A 17,485-nucleotide genomic window follows, 5' to 3' on the forward strand; every position below is an offset into this window, starting at 1 on the left:
CTTCATACGGCTTACCGCCGGCACGGGACCAGCCGGGCAAAGATGTGTGCTCACTCCTAGTCAATCCACACTAACTGTTTACGGTACTGGCTTAAACAAGCTTCGTTGAGGCAAAGGAGGGTGGCTGTTGCAGAACTCATTAGGTAGCACAAAGACGGCGTAGGCGAGCGTCTATAGGACGGTGAAAGGCCCATTTCATGGCCTCATTAGCGTGGTTCATCTCGCGGAATGATTGCTGAACAGGCCTGCCGTGAGTTCTGCAACAGCCACGAGGGTTTGATGACCGGCTGTTGTTACCGGGTCATGGACCGGTCCCACACAGTATAGGGGGCGCTAGGCGTACGGGCTTGTTCCAACCGCAAGGTCAGGTGGTGAGCGGTTAAGTGGTAAAGGAGCACTGGCCCCGCTTCGATTCCCGGGTAGGGCACTACGAGCAGGGTGTTACCCTAAGGTGGTCCAGTTAGCATGGGCAGTTTAGCCAGTGGTTGGAAGGAATTGTTGACGAGCGAGATATGGGGCATAATAGCCGATACTAGAGCACCTCAAAGGCATAAATATCTACAGTCCCCATTATTGATTTTGTGTTCTAAAAAAGCAAATTTATCGGATGTTATCGGCAAGTCCGGAACATCTGGTCAGTCGAATGCTTACAACGTTTCAAGGCACTCGGATGGGAATGATGCCCCCGTGGCCCGTTCCTCCTGAATAACGGAAGTAAGCGGGGGCTTTTAAAAAGATGAATCCTGCGCGGTTGAATACTATATACATGTTATCCGGATACTTAGGTCTGCGACTCTGCGATTCAGCACTTTGCCGGCTCATCAAGACCAGCTTTGGGCTTGAGCTACAAAGCCATAACGAGTAGCTTAGTACAATAGGAGGATAATTGAGTATTTTACGGATAGAAACTTACGCTATCCGCTTGAAATCTCCATAGTTAACCTCATCGGCATACCGATGACTTCCGAAGTAGCTCAGTTATAAATAGCCAATGCCGGTCTTTAGATAGAAGCCGCCCATTCAGGAGCTTCTATTAATTGGGTAATTCCGGACAACGCATTGCTCGCGTAGCAATTACAGTTGAATGCTGTGCCTAGTGGCTGTGTGGCCAGCGCTGAATATTCACAGCCAATATTCCATCGTCGTTTCCCGGTCGTGTGAACTGGTCGGACGCTTTAGCCGCATAATCTCATGGAAAGTCCTTTCGGTAACAACGCGAAGCCACCGCGGCGGCGCACCACCAGGCCGCAGATAGTGAAAGCCTTACGCAGCAAGGTGGCCCAGTTGGAGGCCCAGCTGCATGAGGAAAGCATTCTTCGGCAGGAGCTCCGCAAGCAGCTGGTTCAGCGCCAAGCCTTCATCACGCAGATTGCCCGGGCGGTGCCTGCCGCCTTATACATCTACCAACTGTCGGACCACAGCGAAGTCTTTTTCAACGACCGGCTGTACCAGCTGCTCCAGTATTCATCGGATGAGATTGGCAGGCTTAAGCCTTGCCTGCTGGAAGCGCTGATGCATCCTTATGACCGACAGCGACGCCCCATGCATTTTGAGCGGCTGCGGAATGCGCCAGCGGGCACGCCCGTGCAGATGGAGTTCCGGCTGCTGGCACAAGATGGGCAGTGGAAGTGGTTCCGGGTGCAGGATACGGTGTTTGCGCACAATGCCGAAGGCCAGGCAGAACAGCTAATGGGCACCCTCCAGAATATTGACGAGGAAAAGAACTTCACCGACCAGCTCATTGCCCAGAAGGAGTTTTACGAAAGCATTCTGAATAATATCCCCGCCGGAATTTCCGTGTTCGATGGTGCCCAAACCTGTCTCTTTGTGAACAAGCGGGACACTCCCGAAACGGCCGCGCCTCAAATAACCGGGCAGGATTTTGCGGCGTATTGCCAGGCCCATGCCTGGGATGCTGCCACCACTGCCTACCACCAGCAGCAGTTCCAGCGCGCCCTGGGCACGCGGGGCGAAGTGACCTGGGAAGAAACGCACGCGCCGGCGGGCACCATGCTCAGCTACCGCCTGCGCAAGTTTTATCCGGTAGTGGACGACCGCAACACGGTGGCCTACCTCATCGGCTACTGGGTCGACATCACCCGGCGCAAGCAAATGGAGCAGCAGCTGGCCAACCAGCAGGCCCTGCTGGAACAGGTCATTGCCACCAACCCAAACCCCATGTGCCTGCAGGACGCCACGGGCACTTACCTGCTGGCCAACGAAGCCTATGCCGAACTGCGCCGCCTCAGCGTGACCGAGCTGCTGGGCCGCGTGGCCCCCGACGAGGAGCTGACCCAGGACCTGCACCTGCTGGAGAGTGGCATTACGGCTTCTTACGAGGCTCTGCACGCCGGCCGCGACGGTCAGGCCGTGTGGTACCACACCACCAAAAAGCCCTTTGCCCGCCCCGACGGCACCCGCTACCTGCTTACCATCGCGGCCGATACCACCGACCTCAACCGGGCCCTGGTGGCAGCGGAGGACTCGGTGCGCGCCAAAGAAGTGTTTCTGGCCAACATGAGCCATGAGATTCGTACGCCCATGAACGGCATCGTGGGCCTGTCGCGGCTGCTGAGAAAGCAGGCCAGCACCCCCGAACAAGGCGAATACCTGGACCTGATTCTCTCGAATGCCGAGAATTTGCTTTTGGTTATCAACGACATTTTGGACTTTGCCAAAATCGAGTCCGGCAAGGTAGACCTCGAAATCATTCCCTTTGACGTGGCCGCCACCGTGCACGAGGCCACCCGCTCGCTCGCCTTCCTGGCCGAGGCCAAGGGCCTGGGCCTGCAAACGGAAGTGGCCGACGACCTGCTGCCCGTGGTGGAAGGCGACCCCGTGCGCCTGAATCAGGTGCTGGTGAACCTGGTAAACAACGCCATCAAATTCACCAGTGCTGGCGAGGTGACCGTGAGCGTGGGCGTGCACCACCACGAAGCCGGGGTAATACACTTGCAATTCTGCGTGCAGGACACGGGTATTGGCATCAGCTCCGACAAGTTTGACCAAGTATTCAAGAGCTTTGGGCAAGCCAACGCCAGCACCACGCGGCTGTACGGGGGCACGGGCCTGGGCCTGGCCATCTGCAAGAACCTGATTGAGCTACAGGGCGGCCGCATCTGGCTCGAAAGCCAGCCGGGGCAGGGCAGCCGGTTCTATTTTCGGCTGCCCTACCCCGTAAGCGAGCGGGCCCCGCTGGAGCAGCACCTTCCCCAGCCCCTGGTGGCCGGCTTGCTGCACAGCCTGCGCGTGCTGCTGGTAGAGGATAACTCCGTGAATGCCTTCCTGGCGCGGGCACTGCTGCGGTCGTGGGACGTGGAAACCGAGGTGGCCAGCGACGGCGAGCAAGCCTTGGCCCTGGCCGAAGCAACGGCCTACGACCTCATCCTCATGGACATTCAGATGCCGCGTATGAGCGGCCTGGAAGCGACCCTGCACCTGCGGCGCGTGCCCGGCCCCAACCAGGCAACGCCCATCATCGCCCTAACTGCCAATGCCATGGCGAGCGAGCTGGAATCCTGCCGACAAGCCGGCTTCACCGATTGCCTGGTGAAACCCTACCACGAAAGCGACCTCTACCTTACCATTGCTCGGGCCACGGGCCGGTCCACCACGGCCCCGGCCCCGGCTCAGCCGGCGGCTTCGACTGCTGCGCCGGGCGTGCCCACCTTCGGCTTCGAAGGGTTGGGGCGGCTGGCCCAGGATGCCGGCTTCGTGCGCAAGATGCAACAGCTGTTTATTGACACGGTGCCGGGCCAATTGGGCCAGCTCCGGGAGGCCGTGGCGGGGCAGGATTGGGCCGCGGCCACCCTGCTTGTGCACTCGCTAAAATCGACCTACGGCAACCTGCAAATCGATGAAGCTCAACGGTGCATGAAAAAATTTGAAGAAATTTTGAAAAAAAATCCAGAGCCCGCCGAGCTCATAAACCTCCTCCGCACAACCAGCCGGATTACAAATCAGATTATGGACATATTCAGAATACAGCTAAGCTATTAGACTAGTCCTTTTTATTTTTTAGCCACTAAAAATAAGATGCTTATGAAATGCAGGGGTCTTGTAGAAATGCATTTTTTTGTTATATATAATAATTTGAATTATAATATAACAAACGTTCGTATTATCATTTGGCTTACAGCCGGTTAAGCTCCGGCCTGGCTTTTGGCGACCGGCCAGAATCATACCGGCCCATTGAAATTAAGCGTATTATTGTAGTGAACAGCATTGCCACTGACCGTGGCAATTAGCCCACGTAGCCCGCGCCGACAACGGCCCGCCCACCCAATCCCACCCGCCTTTTCCTGACCATTTCGAAGGCCTCGGCTTTGGTATGTCCATGCAGTAGAAAATGTCCTTAATCAAGGATTGTCTTCTCACTTATGACTGAAAAGCAACAGTTAGCACCGGTTTTAATTACTTTTTTCTCTGCTATGCACGCCCTTGCGTGGCTTATCAGGCTTACCCCTGCACTTATTGGCATTATGCCCTTGCCCACTTCGATTTAAGCTGTCTTGTTACGAATACCAGGCAGCTTTCCACCTCAACAGATATTGATGATGAAAAAGCACCTACTGGTTATCGACGACGAACCGGCCATTCAATTGATTCTGGAGCATTTCTTCTCCAACGAGTATGAAGTGGTGCTGACCGCCAATGGGCGCGATGCGCTGGAATGGCTGCAACAGGGCCTACGAGTTGATGTCATCGTGGCCGACTACGAAATGCCCATCATGAACGGGCTGGATTTTGTGCGGGAGTTGCGGGCCTTCCCCGCCTACGAGTACACCCCGCTGCTGATGCTATCCGGCACCGACGAAACGAGCAAGAAGATTCTGTGCCTGAAGCAAGGCGCTGATGACTACCTGGTTAAGCCCTTCAATCCGGAAGAGCTGGAAATCCGAATCAAGAAAATCATGGGACGGGCCCGAGCCCATGCGCCAGCAGAAACCGTGCGCTAAACCAACCCCTATCCTCCATCTATGACCCATCGCTATGGAACTACTACTCAAGAATACGTTCTCGCCCAAAACCGCTCCCCCGCCGCGGCCCAGCGCACCTTTCCGTCTGCAAAAAAAGGCCATCCGGGCCAAGGACCGCCACGCGGCGCCCCCCCTGACCGCCACTATTTCGCTGGATAAGCGCCTCTTCGACATTGCGTTTGCCACGGTCTGCCTGCTGTGCTTACTGCCGTTGTTTGCGCTGGTGGCGCTGCTGATTAAGCTGGAGTCGCGCGGGCCGGTGTTTTACTACTCGCACCGGGTGGGGACGGGCTACCGCATATTTCGGTTCTGGAAATTCCGCTCCATGCGCCCGGATGCCGACCAGCTGCTGGCCACCATCAAGGACCTGAACCAGTACCAGGCAACGGCCGAGGCAACGGCCCCGCCTGCCGACGCATGTGCCTGCGGCGGCCCCGTCTGCCAGGCGCAGCTCATTAACAAACAGGGCTTTGCGGTATGCGAGAAGCACTACCGGGCCCAGCAGAAAAACAGCACGGCCCCGGCCTTCATTAAAATTGTGAACGACCCGCGCGTGACCCGGGTGGGCGCGCTGTTGCGCAACACAAGCATCGATGAGTTGCCGCAGCTGTTCAACGTGTTGCGGGGCGATATGTCTATTGTGGGCAACCGGCCGCTGCCACTCTACGAAGCCGAAAAGCTAACTACAGACCAGTTTGCAGCCCGGTTTATGGCGCCGGCGGGCATCACGGGGCTGTGGCAGGTGAGCAAGCGCGGCGGGGCCGGCGTGTCGGAGGACGAGCGCAAGGCACTGGATTTGGAATACGCCCGCAATTATTCGCTCAAAGGCGATTTATTGATACTCCTCAAAACCATCCCTGCGCTTATTCAGCAGGAAAACGTGTGATGAAAACGGCCTTTTTACTCCTGTTGGGATTGGCATCCGTGCCGGGCTGGGGCCAGACGGTGCCGGGCAGAAGCGTGGCCGAGGTGCCCACGTTTTTCAGCGCGCCCGAGAAGGTGCTGCCCCGCCTGTTTGAGGCAGCCGCGCAGCACTCGGCCGAGATTACCCGGCTGGAAGCGGGCCGGGGCGTGGCCCTCGAGGACCTGGCGCTGAGCCGCAAGCGCCTGTTGAACATGGTGGCGCTCTCGTCGAGCTACAACTACGGCTCGCTGCCCTACTTCGCCACGGCCGATGCCAACGGCAGCACCCAACGGGCGTTTGTCATGAACCCGTTTTCGCAGGGGGCGCGGGCGGTGTACTCGGCGGGTGTGAACCTGGTGGTGCCGCTGGATGTGGTGGCGGGCCGCCGCAGCACCGCCCACCGCCAAGAGCTGCTGGTGACGCAGGCCGAGGCCGAGCGCAACGCTGCTGAAAACAAGCTCCGGGCCGAGGTAATTGCGCAATATCAGGCCCTTACGCTGGCCCGCACCGTGATGCAGCACTACCAGGACGCGCTGCAATCGGCCAACATCAACAAGCGAATTGCGGACAAGAAATTCAAGGAAGGCGAAATCCAGCTCGATGAGCAAATCGTGGCCATTGACTTCTACAACAAGGCGGTGCTGGCCGAGGCCGAGGCCAAAAGCAAGTACCAGACGGCCACGCTGCTGATGGAAAACCTGATTGGCATGCCCATTAACACCTTAATGCTTGGACAATGACAGCGAAAGAACTTCTGCGCCTGTTGCGGCGGCACCAGTTGCTGCTGGTGCTCGTGCCGCTTACCACGGCGGTGTCCATCTTTTTCTTCTCGCGGTTTCAGGACAAAAAATACAAGTCCGACACGGTGATTTATACCGGCATCGCCTCGGGTTATAAGATTGAGGGCGGCAACAACGACTCCGGCGGCAACTGGAACGCTACCAGCACGGCCTTCGACAACCTGCTCACGCTCATGAACTCGCGCGACACGCGCCAGGAAGTGAGCCTGCGCCTGCTGGCCTGGCACCTGATGACCGACCCTACGGCCTACGTGTACCAGGCCACGGGCCGGGCCCCGGCGGCCGAGGGCCTGTTTACCCGGCTGATGCACCGACTGATGGGCGGGCGCGCTACCGCGGCCGATGAGATGCTGCCGGCCGCGCTGCGCGCCCGCCTCATTGGCCCGACGGTGGAGGAAACCACGGCCCGGCTCACGGCCGCTTACAACCAGGGCCCCGGCAGCCCGGTGTACCGGCTGGTGAACTCGAAAGCGCCGCTGTTTTCGGAAACGGCGCTGGCGGGCATCGCCGCGTCGCGGGTGAAGGACAGCGACCTGATTCAGATTGAATACACGGCCACCGACCCGGTGGTGTGCCAGAAAACCCTCGAAATCCTGACTCAGGTGTTCATTCGCAAGCACAAGGAGCTGTTTACGGGCCAGAACGAAACGGTGATTGGCTATTTCGACCAGGCGTCGCAGAAGGCCTACCAGCGCCTGCAGGCCGCCGAGCAGAAGCTGCTGGAGTTCCACAAGAAGCACAACATCGTGGACTACGACAAGCAAATCGTGGCCTCGACCGACGAAAAGCAGCTGGCCGCCGACAAGTACAACCAGCTGGAAATGCAGTACGCCGGGGCTTTCTCGCAGGTAAAATCGGTGGAGCACACGCTGAGCAAGCGCGGCTTTTCCAACCTCAAGAGCCAAGAGATTATCCGGCTGCGCAACCAGCTCTCGGGCCTCACCAGCCAGATTGCCGAGTTGGAAATGGTGGGCAGCACCGTGCCCGGCGCCCCGGCCCGGCTGGCCAGCCTGAAGCAGCAGGCTGAGCGGATGACCAACAAAATCGGCGACGCGGTGAACAGCGAATATGCCAGCTCGCACTCGGTGCAGGGCGTGAACGTGAAGGACCTGCTGGGCGAATACACCAAAAACACCCTGCTGGCCGAGGACCTGAAAAGCCAGCTGAACCTGATGCGCCGGCAGAAGGACGCCGTGGCCGGGCAATATAACGCACTGGTGCCGCTGGGAGCCGAAATCCGCAAAATCCGGCGCGAAGTGGAAGTGGCCGAAAAGGAATACCTCTCCCAGATGGAGGGCCTGAAGCAGAGCAAGCTCTCGCAGCAAAACGGCGTGCTGGCCTCGCAGCTGCGCGTGATAGACCCGCCGTATTTGCCCACCAGCACCGGCTCGAAGCTGCTGCTGCTCCTGATTGGCGGTTGCCTGGGTTCGTTTCTGCTGACCGGGGCCGGGGTGGTGACGGCGGGCATGCTGGATTCGTCGCTGCAAAACCCGGCCCGCGCCACCGCCATCACCACCTTCCCGGTGGCGGGCATCATCCCGAAGCCCACGGCCTCCAAGGCCAGCGCGCAGGCCAACGCCAAGCGCGCCGAGGACCATTTGGCCCGTCACCTGCTGCTCAAGTTTCAGCGTAAGGTTGACACGGGGAAACCCTACGTGATTGGGGTGTTGAGCAGCCTGAGCGCCGAGGGCAAAACCGAAGTTTGCTGCAGCCTGGCCGCCAGCCTCAATGCGATGCGCATCAAGACGCTGAGCATGTTTCCGAGCGACCACGTGCTCCAGCTTATTCCCAACGACGACATTCAGTTCTACTCGCCGCTGCAAGGCCTCACTCCAGGGGTTCGGGTGACGGACATTGCCACCAAGTACGTGCAAAGCGACGAGGTTATCATCGTGGAGTTTCCGGCGCTGCTCGAGCAAACGTACCCGGCCTCGCTGCTGCAGGATTTGGACCTGGTACTAGTAGCAGTGCGTGCCGAGCGCAGCTGGATGCCGGCCGACCAGCAGATATTCCAGAGCATCCGCACGGTCACGAAAGCACCCATCGAAGTCGTGCTCAACGGCGTGCTGCCCGATTACGTGGCCGAATTTGTCGGGGCCCGCACCCGGCCCGCAGCCCCGGCTTACGAGCCCGCCCTGCCGCCCTACCCGCCGCAGCCGCTGCTGAACTAACGGCCGTCTTTACCCTCCTGCTTTTCACGTAACCCACTTGCTGGTGTATCCGCTCGCGCCCTTTTTTTTGCCCCGGCTCAAAAGCCTGTTAGTGCCCGCCGGCGTGCTGCTGGCCGTGGTGGTGGGCTGGCTGACCGCCCGCAATGGGCTGGTGATACCGGGCCTGCTGGTGACGGTGGCGGTAGCGGTGCCGTTCCTGGTTGCGCTGTTTCACAGCCCCCGGCTGGGCGTGATTGCGCTGGTCTGCTACTGCTTTTTGTTCTTCATTCTGGCCCACGAGGTGGGCGGGGTGCCCTTCGGCATGGCCGTGGATGGCCTGCTGGTGGTGACGTGGGTGGCGGTGGCCTTTAACTACCAGCAGTTTGAGTGGCGCACCATCAACAACGACTTGTGCCTGCTGGGGCTGGGGTGGTTTGTGCTGAACATTCTGGAGCTAGGCAACCCGGCCGGGGCCAGCGTGGCGGGCTGGTTTCAGGAGTTTCGGAGCGCCTCGCTGTATTGGTTTCTGTGCGTGCCGCTGGCCATGCTCCTCTTCAACACCCGCAAAGACCTTAACCTGTTCCTGATGCTCATAATCGGGCTGTCGGTGCTGGGCGCGCTCAACGGCCTGAAGCAGCTCTTCATTGGCCTCTCGCCGGGGGAGCAGGCTTTCCTCAACGAAAACGCCAAAACCCACCTGCTCTGGGGCAAGCTGCGCGTGTTTTCCTTCTACAGCGACGCCGGGCAGTTTGGCGCGTCGCAGGCCCACATTGCCCTGGTGGCGCTCATTCTGGCGCTGGGCCCCTTCAAGGCCTGGAAGCGGGTGCTGCTGGCAGCGGCGGCGCTTATTCTGATAGTGGGCATGGTCATTTCGGGCACGCGGGGCGCCATGTTCGCGCTGGGCTCCGGCATCATGGTGGCGCTGCTCATCAGCAAGAATATCAAGGTGTTTTTGATTGGCTCGATGCTGGCCGTGGCGGGGTTTTGCGTGCTCAAGTACACCAATATCGGCAGCGGCAACTACAACATCTACCGCATGCGCACGGCCCTGGACCCCTCGGACCCGTCGCTCAACGTGCGGCTCACCAATCAGCTGAAGCTGCGCACCTACCTGGCCGACCACCCGTTGGGCGGCGGCGTAGGCGTGATTGGCAACTCGGGCATTAAGTATAATGCCGACAAGTACTTATCCACCATTCCACCCGACAGCTACTGGGTGAAGGTGTGGGCCATGTACGGCATCGTGGGCTTCGTTATCTGGCTGGGCATCATGCTCTACATCCTGGGCAAGTGCTGCGGCATTGTCTGGAATACTCAGGATAGAGCATTGAAAGCCAAGCTTATTGCCCTCACGGCCGGGTTTGTGGGCAGCCTCTTCAGCAGCTACGGCAACGAGGTCATCAACTTCATGCCCTCGGCGCTGGTGGTTTACATCTCCTGGGCCTTCGTGTTTCGCGGCCCGCAACTGGACGCGGGTCCCACTATTTCTAAAGCCTGACATCGCCGTGAATACTCCCTTGGTTTCCGTCATTTCCATCAATTACAACCAGGCGCGGGTGACGTGCGCCATGGTGGCCTCGCTGCTGCGGGTAACCTACCCGCGCATCGAAATAATCGTGGTTGACAATGCCTCGCCGGCCGGCGATGCCGATGTTATTACGCAGCAATTCCCGCAGGTGCAGCTGATTAAATCGGATAAAAACCTGGGCTTCGCGGGCGGCAATAACCTCGGCATTGCCGCCGCCCACGGCGAGTACCTGCTGTTTCTGAACAACGATACCGAGGTGGCCCCCGGCTTCATTGAGCCGCTGGTGGCGCTGTTTCAGCAGCACCCGGCCGCTGGTATCGCCTCGCCCAAAATCCGTTATTACGACCAGCCGGACCTGATTCAGTACGCCGGGTCGCGGGGCGTCAACCCCTGGACGGGCCGCAGCATCACCATCGGCCAGCAGGAGCACGACCACGGCCAGTACAACCGCTCGCACCCCACCCAGCTCGCCGACGGCGCCGCCATGATGGTGCCCCGACGCGTGGTGGACGCCGTGGGCCCGATGCCGGAAGTGTATTTCCTCTACTACGAAGAGCTGGACTGGTGCGAGGCCATCAAACGGGCCGGCTACCTCTGCTACTACGTGGCCGAGTCCACGGTCTACCACAAGGAGTCGGTGTCGGTGGGCAAATATTCGGTGCTGAGAACCTACTACATGAACCGCAACCGCCTGCTGTTCATCCGCCGCAACTGCAGCGGCTGGGCCCGCTGGACCAGCACGCTCGTGTTCCTGGCCGCCGCGCTGCCCAAGAAAGCCCTTCAGCATTCGCTGCACCGCGAGTGGCAGCACCTGCGGGCCCTGGGCCGCGGCCTGAGCTGGCACCTGCAGCACCCGCACGCGGTCTAGCCGCTTCGTCCTCAACGCCATTCACCCACCGCGCCCGCTATGCAAACCATCGGAGTACTGCTGCATTACGTTCTGTACCTGGTGGGCGGCTTCCTGCTGCTCAACTGCTTGTACCTGCTGTTTTTCACCGTGGCGGGCCACTTTCTGAAGGCCAGAAAAAGTGGCCCGCAGCCGTTCAGGCTACCGGCGCGCACGCGCCATATCGGGGTTTTCATTCCGGCTTACAAAGCCGACGCGGTGATTCTGGACACTGCCCGCGCCGCCCTGCACCACACCTACGCGGGCACGTTTCAGGTGGTGGTTATTTCCGACGGCTTGCAGCCCGGTACCGTGCAGGCGCTGTGGCAGGCGGGGGCCGAAGTGGTAGAAGTCAACTTTGAACGCAGCACCAAAGGCAAGGCCCTGCTGCACACGCTCAGCAGCTTGCCGCCGGCGGCCTTCGATGTGGCCGTGGTGCTGGATGCCGACAACCTCATGGGCCGCAACTGCCTCAACGACATCAACGGCGCGTTCAACGCCGGCTACCGCGTGGTGCAAGCCCACCGCACGGCCCTGAACCAGGACACGGCTTTTGCGCTGCTCGACGCCTGCAACGAGGAAATCAACAACCACATCTACCGCCAGGGGCCCTTTGCCCTGGGCCTGTCCTCGGCGCTGATTGGCTCCGGCATGGCTTTCGAGTACGACTACCTGCTGCGCTTGCTGAAGGGCATCGGCGAAACGGTGGGCGAAGACAAGGAGCTGGATTTCCGCCTTGCCCGCGACCAGGTGAAGGTGGCTTACTTAGCCGATACTTACGTGTACGACGAGAAAATCGACAACGCCCAAGGCTTCACGCAGCAGCGCACCCGCTGGCTGGCGTCGCAGCTCGAGTTCCTGAAAAAGTACGCGGGCGAGGGCATCTGGCAGCTGGTCCGGTTCGGCAACGTGGAGTTTTTCAACAAAGCGGTGCAGACCTTTTTGGTGCCCCGCACGCTGCTGATTGGTGTGCTGGGGGTGTTTTTCCTGCTGTCATTGGTGCTGCCGGTGGGACCGCCGGCCACTTTCTGGAGCGGGCTGCTGCTGCTGCTGGCCGCCACACTGCTGCTGGCGCTGCCGGCCCGCCTGTACACCGGGCAACTGCTGCACGCCGTGGTGCGGCTGCCCTACGCCATCGTGTGCATGTGCCTGGCGCTGGTGCGCGTGAACCGGACCAAAACGTCTTTCCTGGCTACCGCCCACAAGGCCCGGGTGCCCAGCGCCACGCTTGACTAACCGCCGCCTCGTCATGCCTTTCGAAATCATTGCCGTGCCCGTGCTCATCTGCTTGCTGCTCGGCCTCCGGAGCGGGCTGCGGGCGCGCCGGCAGGTTCGCTGAAGCCGCCTGAATCAGCAAGCCAATTGGGCCCTTCATAATCTACCCTTCCTGCTGCGCTCCCTGCGGCACGAAGCACTGCGTCATTAGATAAACCTGCTAATTAACCGTTTATGATTGTGCTGGAATACTCGTTTTGGATAGCGCTGGCCCTTGTAGCCTATACCTATCTGGGCTACGCGGTGGTAGTGGGCGCATGGGCGGCCCTGGTTACGCGCCTGCGCAAACCCCAGGCCCTGCGCGCTTTTGAGCCCGACGTGACGCTGGTGGTGCCGGCCTACAACGAGGCGCCCATCCTCGCCGCAAAAGTCGAAAACTGCCTCGCGCAGGACTACCCGGCGGACCGGCTGCAGGTAATGGTCATCACCGACGGCTCGACGGACAATTCGGCGCAGGTGCTGGCCCGTTACCCGAGTGTGCGGCACCTGCACACGCCGGCCCGGGGCGGCAAGTCGCTGGCCGAAAACCGGGCCATGGAATTTGTCGAAACCCCCTTCGTGGTATTCACCGACGCCAATACCGAGCTGAACCCCGCCGCCGTGCGCGAGCTGGTGAAGCACTACCAGAACCCGGCCGTCGGGGCCGTGTCGGGCGAGAAAAAAGTGCGGGCAGTGGCCGGCTCCACGCCCGGCGCGGGCGAAGGCCTGTACTGGAAGTACGAGTCGTTCCTCAAGCGTTGCGACTCCCGCGTGCGCAGCCTAATGGGCGCCGCCGGCGAGTTGGTCTCGTTCCGCACCGAGCTGTTTCGACCCTTGGAAGCCGACACCATTCTGGACGATTTCGTGCAGTCGCTACGCATCGTGGAGCAGGGCTATACAGTAGTGTATGAGCCGGCAGCGTATGCTACGGAAGACCCTTCGGCCTCGCTGGCCGAGGAATGGGAGCGCAAAATCCGCATCTGCGCGGGCGGGTGGCAGGCCATGAGCCGTCTGCGCCGCTTACTGAACCCGCTTCGGCAGCCGCTGGTCTCGTTTCTGTACGTGTCGCACCGGGTGCTGCGCTGGAGCCTGGCGCCCGTGGCCCTGGCCCTGCTTCTGCCGCTGAGCGTGCTGCTGGCCGCTGCCACGAGCGGCTGGGCGAGCGGTTTCTATGCGCTGGCCGCGGCGGCGCAGGTGCTGTTTTACCTGGCCGCCTGGCGCGGCTGGCAGGGCGCGGCCGGCAAGTTGGCCGTGGTGCCCCTCTACTTCTGTATGATGAATCTGGCCGTGTTCGCCGGCTTCCGGCGCTACTACCGCAACGCGCAGCCCGCCGCCTGGGCCAAGGCCACCCGGCTGCCCGTGCCGGAGCAGCTGGCGGCGGTTCGGGAATAGCTTCACTTCCAATTGACTCACCATGCGCATCGCTCACCTCATCACCGTGCACAAGAATCCGGCGCAGGTCGAACGGCTGCTGGACGCGCTGGCGCACCCGGATGCCGACTTCTACATCCACCTCGATAAAAAGGTGGCGATGGAGGATTTCGCCTACCTGGCGGCCCGGCCCGGTGTGCGGTTCACGCAGGCTCGTGTGGCCGTGCGGTGGGCATCCTACCGCTTCACCGAGGCGCTGGTGGAGGGCACGCGCGAAATCCTTGCCACCGGCCAGCCCTACGACTTCATCAACCTGCTGAGTGGGCAGGACTACCCCATCAAGCCGGTCGAAACCATTCACTGGTTCTTTGCCCGCCACCCGGGCTGCTCGTTTCTCTCCTTCGAGCGCGAGGGTTCGCGCTGGTGGAGCCACGCCATCAGCCGCATCGAGCAATACCACACCACCTACTACCAGTTTAAGGGCCAGTACCGGCTGCAGGCCGCCGTGAATATGCTGTTGCCAAAGCGCTGGTTTCCGCTGTCCTACACGCTGTACGGCGGCCCTAACGGGTCGTGGTGGACCATGAGCCGGGACTGCGCCCGCTACCTCGTCGAGTTCGTGGATGCCCACCCGGAGCTGCGCCGGTTCTGCCGGTTTACCTGGGGCTCCGATGAGTTTTTGCCGGCGACCATTCTGCTGAATTCGCCGCTCAAGGACCGGATTGTCAACGACAACTACCGTTACATCGACTGGTCGGAGGGCGGGGCCAACCCCAAACTGCTGACCGTGGCCGATGCGCCCGCCCTGGCCCAATCGCCAAAGCTGTTCGCCCGCAAGTTCGACTTGGACCACGACGCCGAAATCCTGGGCCTCATCGACCGCACCATGCTGCACCTTCCCACCCACATGCCCGCCTAGCCATGCCCCATACGCTCTTCCGCCGCAACATCGTAGTAGTGGGCCAACAGCCCTGGGACACCGCCATCGGCAGCAATTGCAAAGACATTGCGCTGGAATTCAGCAAGCACAACCGCGTCTTGTACGTGAATGCGCCGCTCGACCGCAACACCCTGTTGCGGCACCGCCGCTCGCCCGTCGTGCAGAAGCGCCTGCGGGTGCTGCGCGGCCAGGAGTCCGGCTTGCAGGCCGTGGCCCCGAACCTGTGGGTGCTCACCCCGGCCACCGTGCTGGAGTCCATCAACTGGCTGCCGGCGGGCCTGCATACGTGGTTCAACAAGCGCAACAACTGCCGCCTTGCCGCCACCATCCGGGCCGCCACCGCCGAGCTGGACTTCGAGCGCTTCATTCTATTCAACGACAACGACATTTTTCGCAGCTTCTACCTGCCAGAGCTGCTCGGGCCCGAAGTCAGCATTTATTATTCGCGGGATTTTGTGGTGGCCACCGAGTATTGGGGCAAGCACGGCCGGCGCCTGGAGCCGCAGCTTATTGCGAAAAGTGACGTGTGCGTGGCCAATTCGGCCTTTCTTGCCGGGTATTGCGGTCAGTACAATCCCTATTCGTTCGATGTGGGCCAGGGCTGCGATGCGCCACCGGCTGCCGACCTGGACCAGACCGCCGTGCCCGTCGACCTGGCCGACCTGCCGCGCCCGCTGCTGGGCTACGTGGGCGCGCTGGTGAGTTCCCGGCTGTCGATACCGGTGCTGCGCCACATCAGCGAGCAGCGCCCCGACTGGAGCCTGGTGCTCATCGGCCCCGAAGATGAGGCATTCAAAGCCAATGACTTGCACCAGCGCGCCAACGTGCATTTCCTGGGGGCCAAACCACCCGAAAACCTGCCGGGCTACGTGCGGCACTTCGACGTGTGCCTGAACCCACAGGTGGTAAACGACCTAACTCGGGGCAATTACCCCCGCAAAGTAGACGAATACCTGCTGCAGGGCCGGCCCGTGGTGGCCACCCGCACCGAGGCCATGCACCTGTTCGAGCCCTATACCTACTTGGCCGAAACCGCTGAGGATTATGTGCGCCTAATAGACCAGGCGCTGCGCGAAGACACTCCGGCGCGGCAGCAGCGCCGCAGTGCCTTCGCGGCCACCCACACCTGGGAAAACAGCGTCGACAAGATTTACCAGGCCGTGGCGGAGCAGTACGCCCGCCACGGCCGTTTCGCCGCTCGGCCGGCACTGCCGCACCCTCAACCGGCCGCCCGATGACTGCGCTCCTCAAAAACCGCCACTTTCTCTCGCTCACCGGCAACGGGGTAATGGCCGTGTTCAGCCTGCTTACCTACCTGATTCTCTACCGTTTCCTGGCGGCGGCGGACATGGGCAACTGGATTTTTTTCCAGTTTGTGTTTTTGCTGCTCGATACCTTCCGGACCGGCCTGCTGCAAACGGCACTGATTAAATTTTACGCCGGGGCCGATGAAATCCGCAAACGCGGCGTGGCCGGCTCGGCCTGGTTTCTGGCCCTGCTGATAACCGGCTTTTTTGTGGTGCTTAATGTGGGCGCCTGGCCCTTTGCCGGCTGGGTGCACGATGCCGGCGTGCTCGTGGTGGTGCAATGGGTAGGGCTGAGCCTGGCCGTGACGCTGCCCTACAACATGGCCATCTGGCTGCTGCAGGCCGCCCAGCGCTTCGACCGGATTCTCTACATCCGGCTGCTCAATCAGGGCTCGTTCATCGTGCTGGTGTTTGGGATGTACCGGCTGCATACCGTTACGGTCCAGGGCGTTATCGCCTCATTTCTGCTGAGCTCGCTGCTCACCAGCGCGGTGGCCGTGGCGGCGGGCTGGACGCACCTGAGCGCGCTGCGCCACAAAACGGCGGCCGACGTGCGGAAGCTGTTTCACTTCGGCAAGTACAGCTTCGGCACTTTTCTGTGCGCCAACCTATTCCGCAGCTCCGACGCCTTCATCGTCAAGTTTATGCTGGGGCCGGCGGCGCTGGCCGTATACAACCTGCCCACGCGCCTGCTCGAAATCATTGAGATTCCGCTGCGCAGCAGCCTGGCCACGGCCATGCCCAGCATGTCGGCGGCCGTAAATCAGCGCCGCGAAACCGAAGTGGCCAACATTCTGAAGAAGTACACGGTGCTGCTCACGCTGCTATTCATACCGCTCATCGCGGGCACGATAGTATTTGCCGACGTCATCGTGGGCCTCATTGGCGGCGGCAAATACGTGGGCACCGAGGCGGCCAACATCTACCGCATCATGATGGCCTGCTCGCTCCTGTTTCCGCTCGAACGGTTTCTGGGCGTCACGCTCGACATCATCAACAAACCGCAGCTGAACCTGGTGAAAGTCATGCTGGGCCTGGCCGTGAACGTAGTGGCCGACATTGTGTGCATCAAGCTGTTGGGCAGTGTTTACGGTGCGGCACTGGCATCGACTTTCACCCTGATAACCAGCACGGCGTATGGCTACGTGGCGCTGCGCCGGTACCTGCCCATCACCTTCCAGGGCGCGCTGGGTTTGGCCGTGCAGGAGCTGAGAAACAGCAGCGCCGGCCTGCTTCATCGCCTGAAAGAAGCCATTGCCCCGCTGATGCCAGCCCGGGCCAAATAGGCCGCCCAACCTCAATACCCCCGGTAAGTGCTGCACTCCGCACCGGGCCGGCAAAATTCCCTACAACAAAGCTGGCCGCC

12 protein-coding genes are annotated in these 17,485 nt (G+C 60.9%); all 12 read left to right on the forward strand.

The features are described 5' to 3' along the window. The first annotated feature begins 1,254 nt into the window (after window positions 1–1,254). The 12 genes from ACYU7Q_RS02625 to ACYU7Q_RS02680 all read left to right on the forward strand — a co-directional run bounded on the left by ACYU7Q_RS02625 (window position 1,255) and on the right by ACYU7Q_RS02680 (window position 17,405). Complete coding sequence (locus ACYU7Q_RS02625) at window positions 1,255–3,999, forward strand: ATP-binding protein (RefSeq protein WP_460607881.1); 2,745 nt, start codon at window positions 1,255–1,257, stop codon at window positions 3,997–3,999. A 557-nt stretch (window positions 4,000–4,556) separates the two neighbouring features. Beyond that, on the forward strand, window positions 4,557–4,958 hold the full coding sequence (locus ACYU7Q_RS02630; protein WP_460607882.1) for a response regulator transcription factor: 402 nt from the start codon (window positions 4,557–4,559) through the stop codon (window positions 4,956–4,958). 34 nt (window positions 4,959–4,992) lie between these two features. Further along, window positions 4,993–5,865 carry a sugar transferase gene (locus tag ACYU7Q_RS02635; RefSeq protein WP_460607883.1) on the forward strand — a complete coding sequence of 291 codons (873 nt, stop codon included), beginning with the start codon at window positions 4,993–4,995 and terminating at the stop codon, window positions 5,863–5,865. Between the two features lie 38 nt (window positions 5,866–5,903). Further along, window positions 5,904–6,623 (forward strand): TolC family protein, encoded by a 720-nt coding sequence (locus tag ACYU7Q_RS02640; protein ID WP_460608726.1) that lies wholly within the window; start codon window positions 5,904–5,906, stop codon window positions 6,621–6,623. Further along, entirely contained in the window at window positions 6,620–8,854 is a 2,235-nt protein-coding gene (locus tag ACYU7Q_RS02645; RefSeq protein WP_460607884.1) for a GumC family protein, read from the forward strand. The genes ACYU7Q_RS02640 and ACYU7Q_RS02645 overlap by 4 nt, the downstream gene beginning before the upstream one ends. Before the next feature lie 67 nt (window positions 8,855–8,921). Further along, window positions 8,922–10,331, forward strand: a complete 1,410-nt coding sequence (locus tag ACYU7Q_RS02650) for an O-antigen ligase family protein (RefSeq protein ID WP_460607885.1) — start codon at window positions 8,922–8,924, stop codon at window positions 10,329–10,331. A gap of 7 nt (window positions 10,332–10,338) precedes the next feature. Continuing rightward, window positions 10,339–11,229, forward strand: a complete 891-nt coding sequence (locus ACYU7Q_RS02655; protein WP_460607886.1) for a glycosyltransferase family 2 protein — start codon at window positions 10,339–10,341, stop codon at window positions 11,227–11,229. Between the two features lie 39 nt (window positions 11,230–11,268). Beyond that, on the forward strand, window positions 11,269–12,483 hold the full coding sequence (locus ACYU7Q_RS02660) for a glycosyltransferase family 2 protein (protein ID WP_460607887.1): 1,215 nt from the start codon (window positions 11,269–11,271) through the stop codon (window positions 12,481–12,483). Between the two features lie 213 nt (window positions 12,484–12,696). Further along, a complete protein-coding gene (locus tag ACYU7Q_RS02665) occupies window positions 12,697–13,893 on the forward strand; it encodes a glycosyltransferase family 2 protein (RefSeq protein WP_460607888.1) in 1,197 nt (398 codons plus the stop codon). A 22-nt stretch (window positions 13,894–13,915) separates the two neighbouring features. After that, on the forward strand, window positions 13,916–14,791 hold the full coding sequence (locus tag ACYU7Q_RS02670) for a core-2/I-branching beta-1,6-N-acetylglucosaminyltransferase family protein (protein WP_460607889.1): 876 nt from the start codon (window positions 13,916–13,918) through the stop codon (window positions 14,789–14,791). A gap of 2 nt (window positions 14,792–14,793) precedes the next feature. After that, window positions 14,794–16,050, forward strand: a complete 1,257-nt coding sequence (locus tag ACYU7Q_RS02675) for a glycosyltransferase family protein (protein WP_460607890.1) — start codon at window positions 14,794–14,796, stop codon at window positions 16,048–16,050. Next, entirely contained in the window at window positions 16,047–17,405 is a 1,359-nt protein-coding gene (locus ACYU7Q_RS02680; protein ID WP_460607891.1) for a lipopolysaccharide biosynthesis protein, read from the forward strand. The genes ACYU7Q_RS02675 and ACYU7Q_RS02680 overlap by 4 nt, the downstream gene beginning before the upstream one ends. The last annotated feature ends 80 nt before the right edge of the window (window positions 17,406–17,485 follow it).

The sequence above is a fragment of the Hymenobacter terrigena genome, from assembly GCF_054776515.1.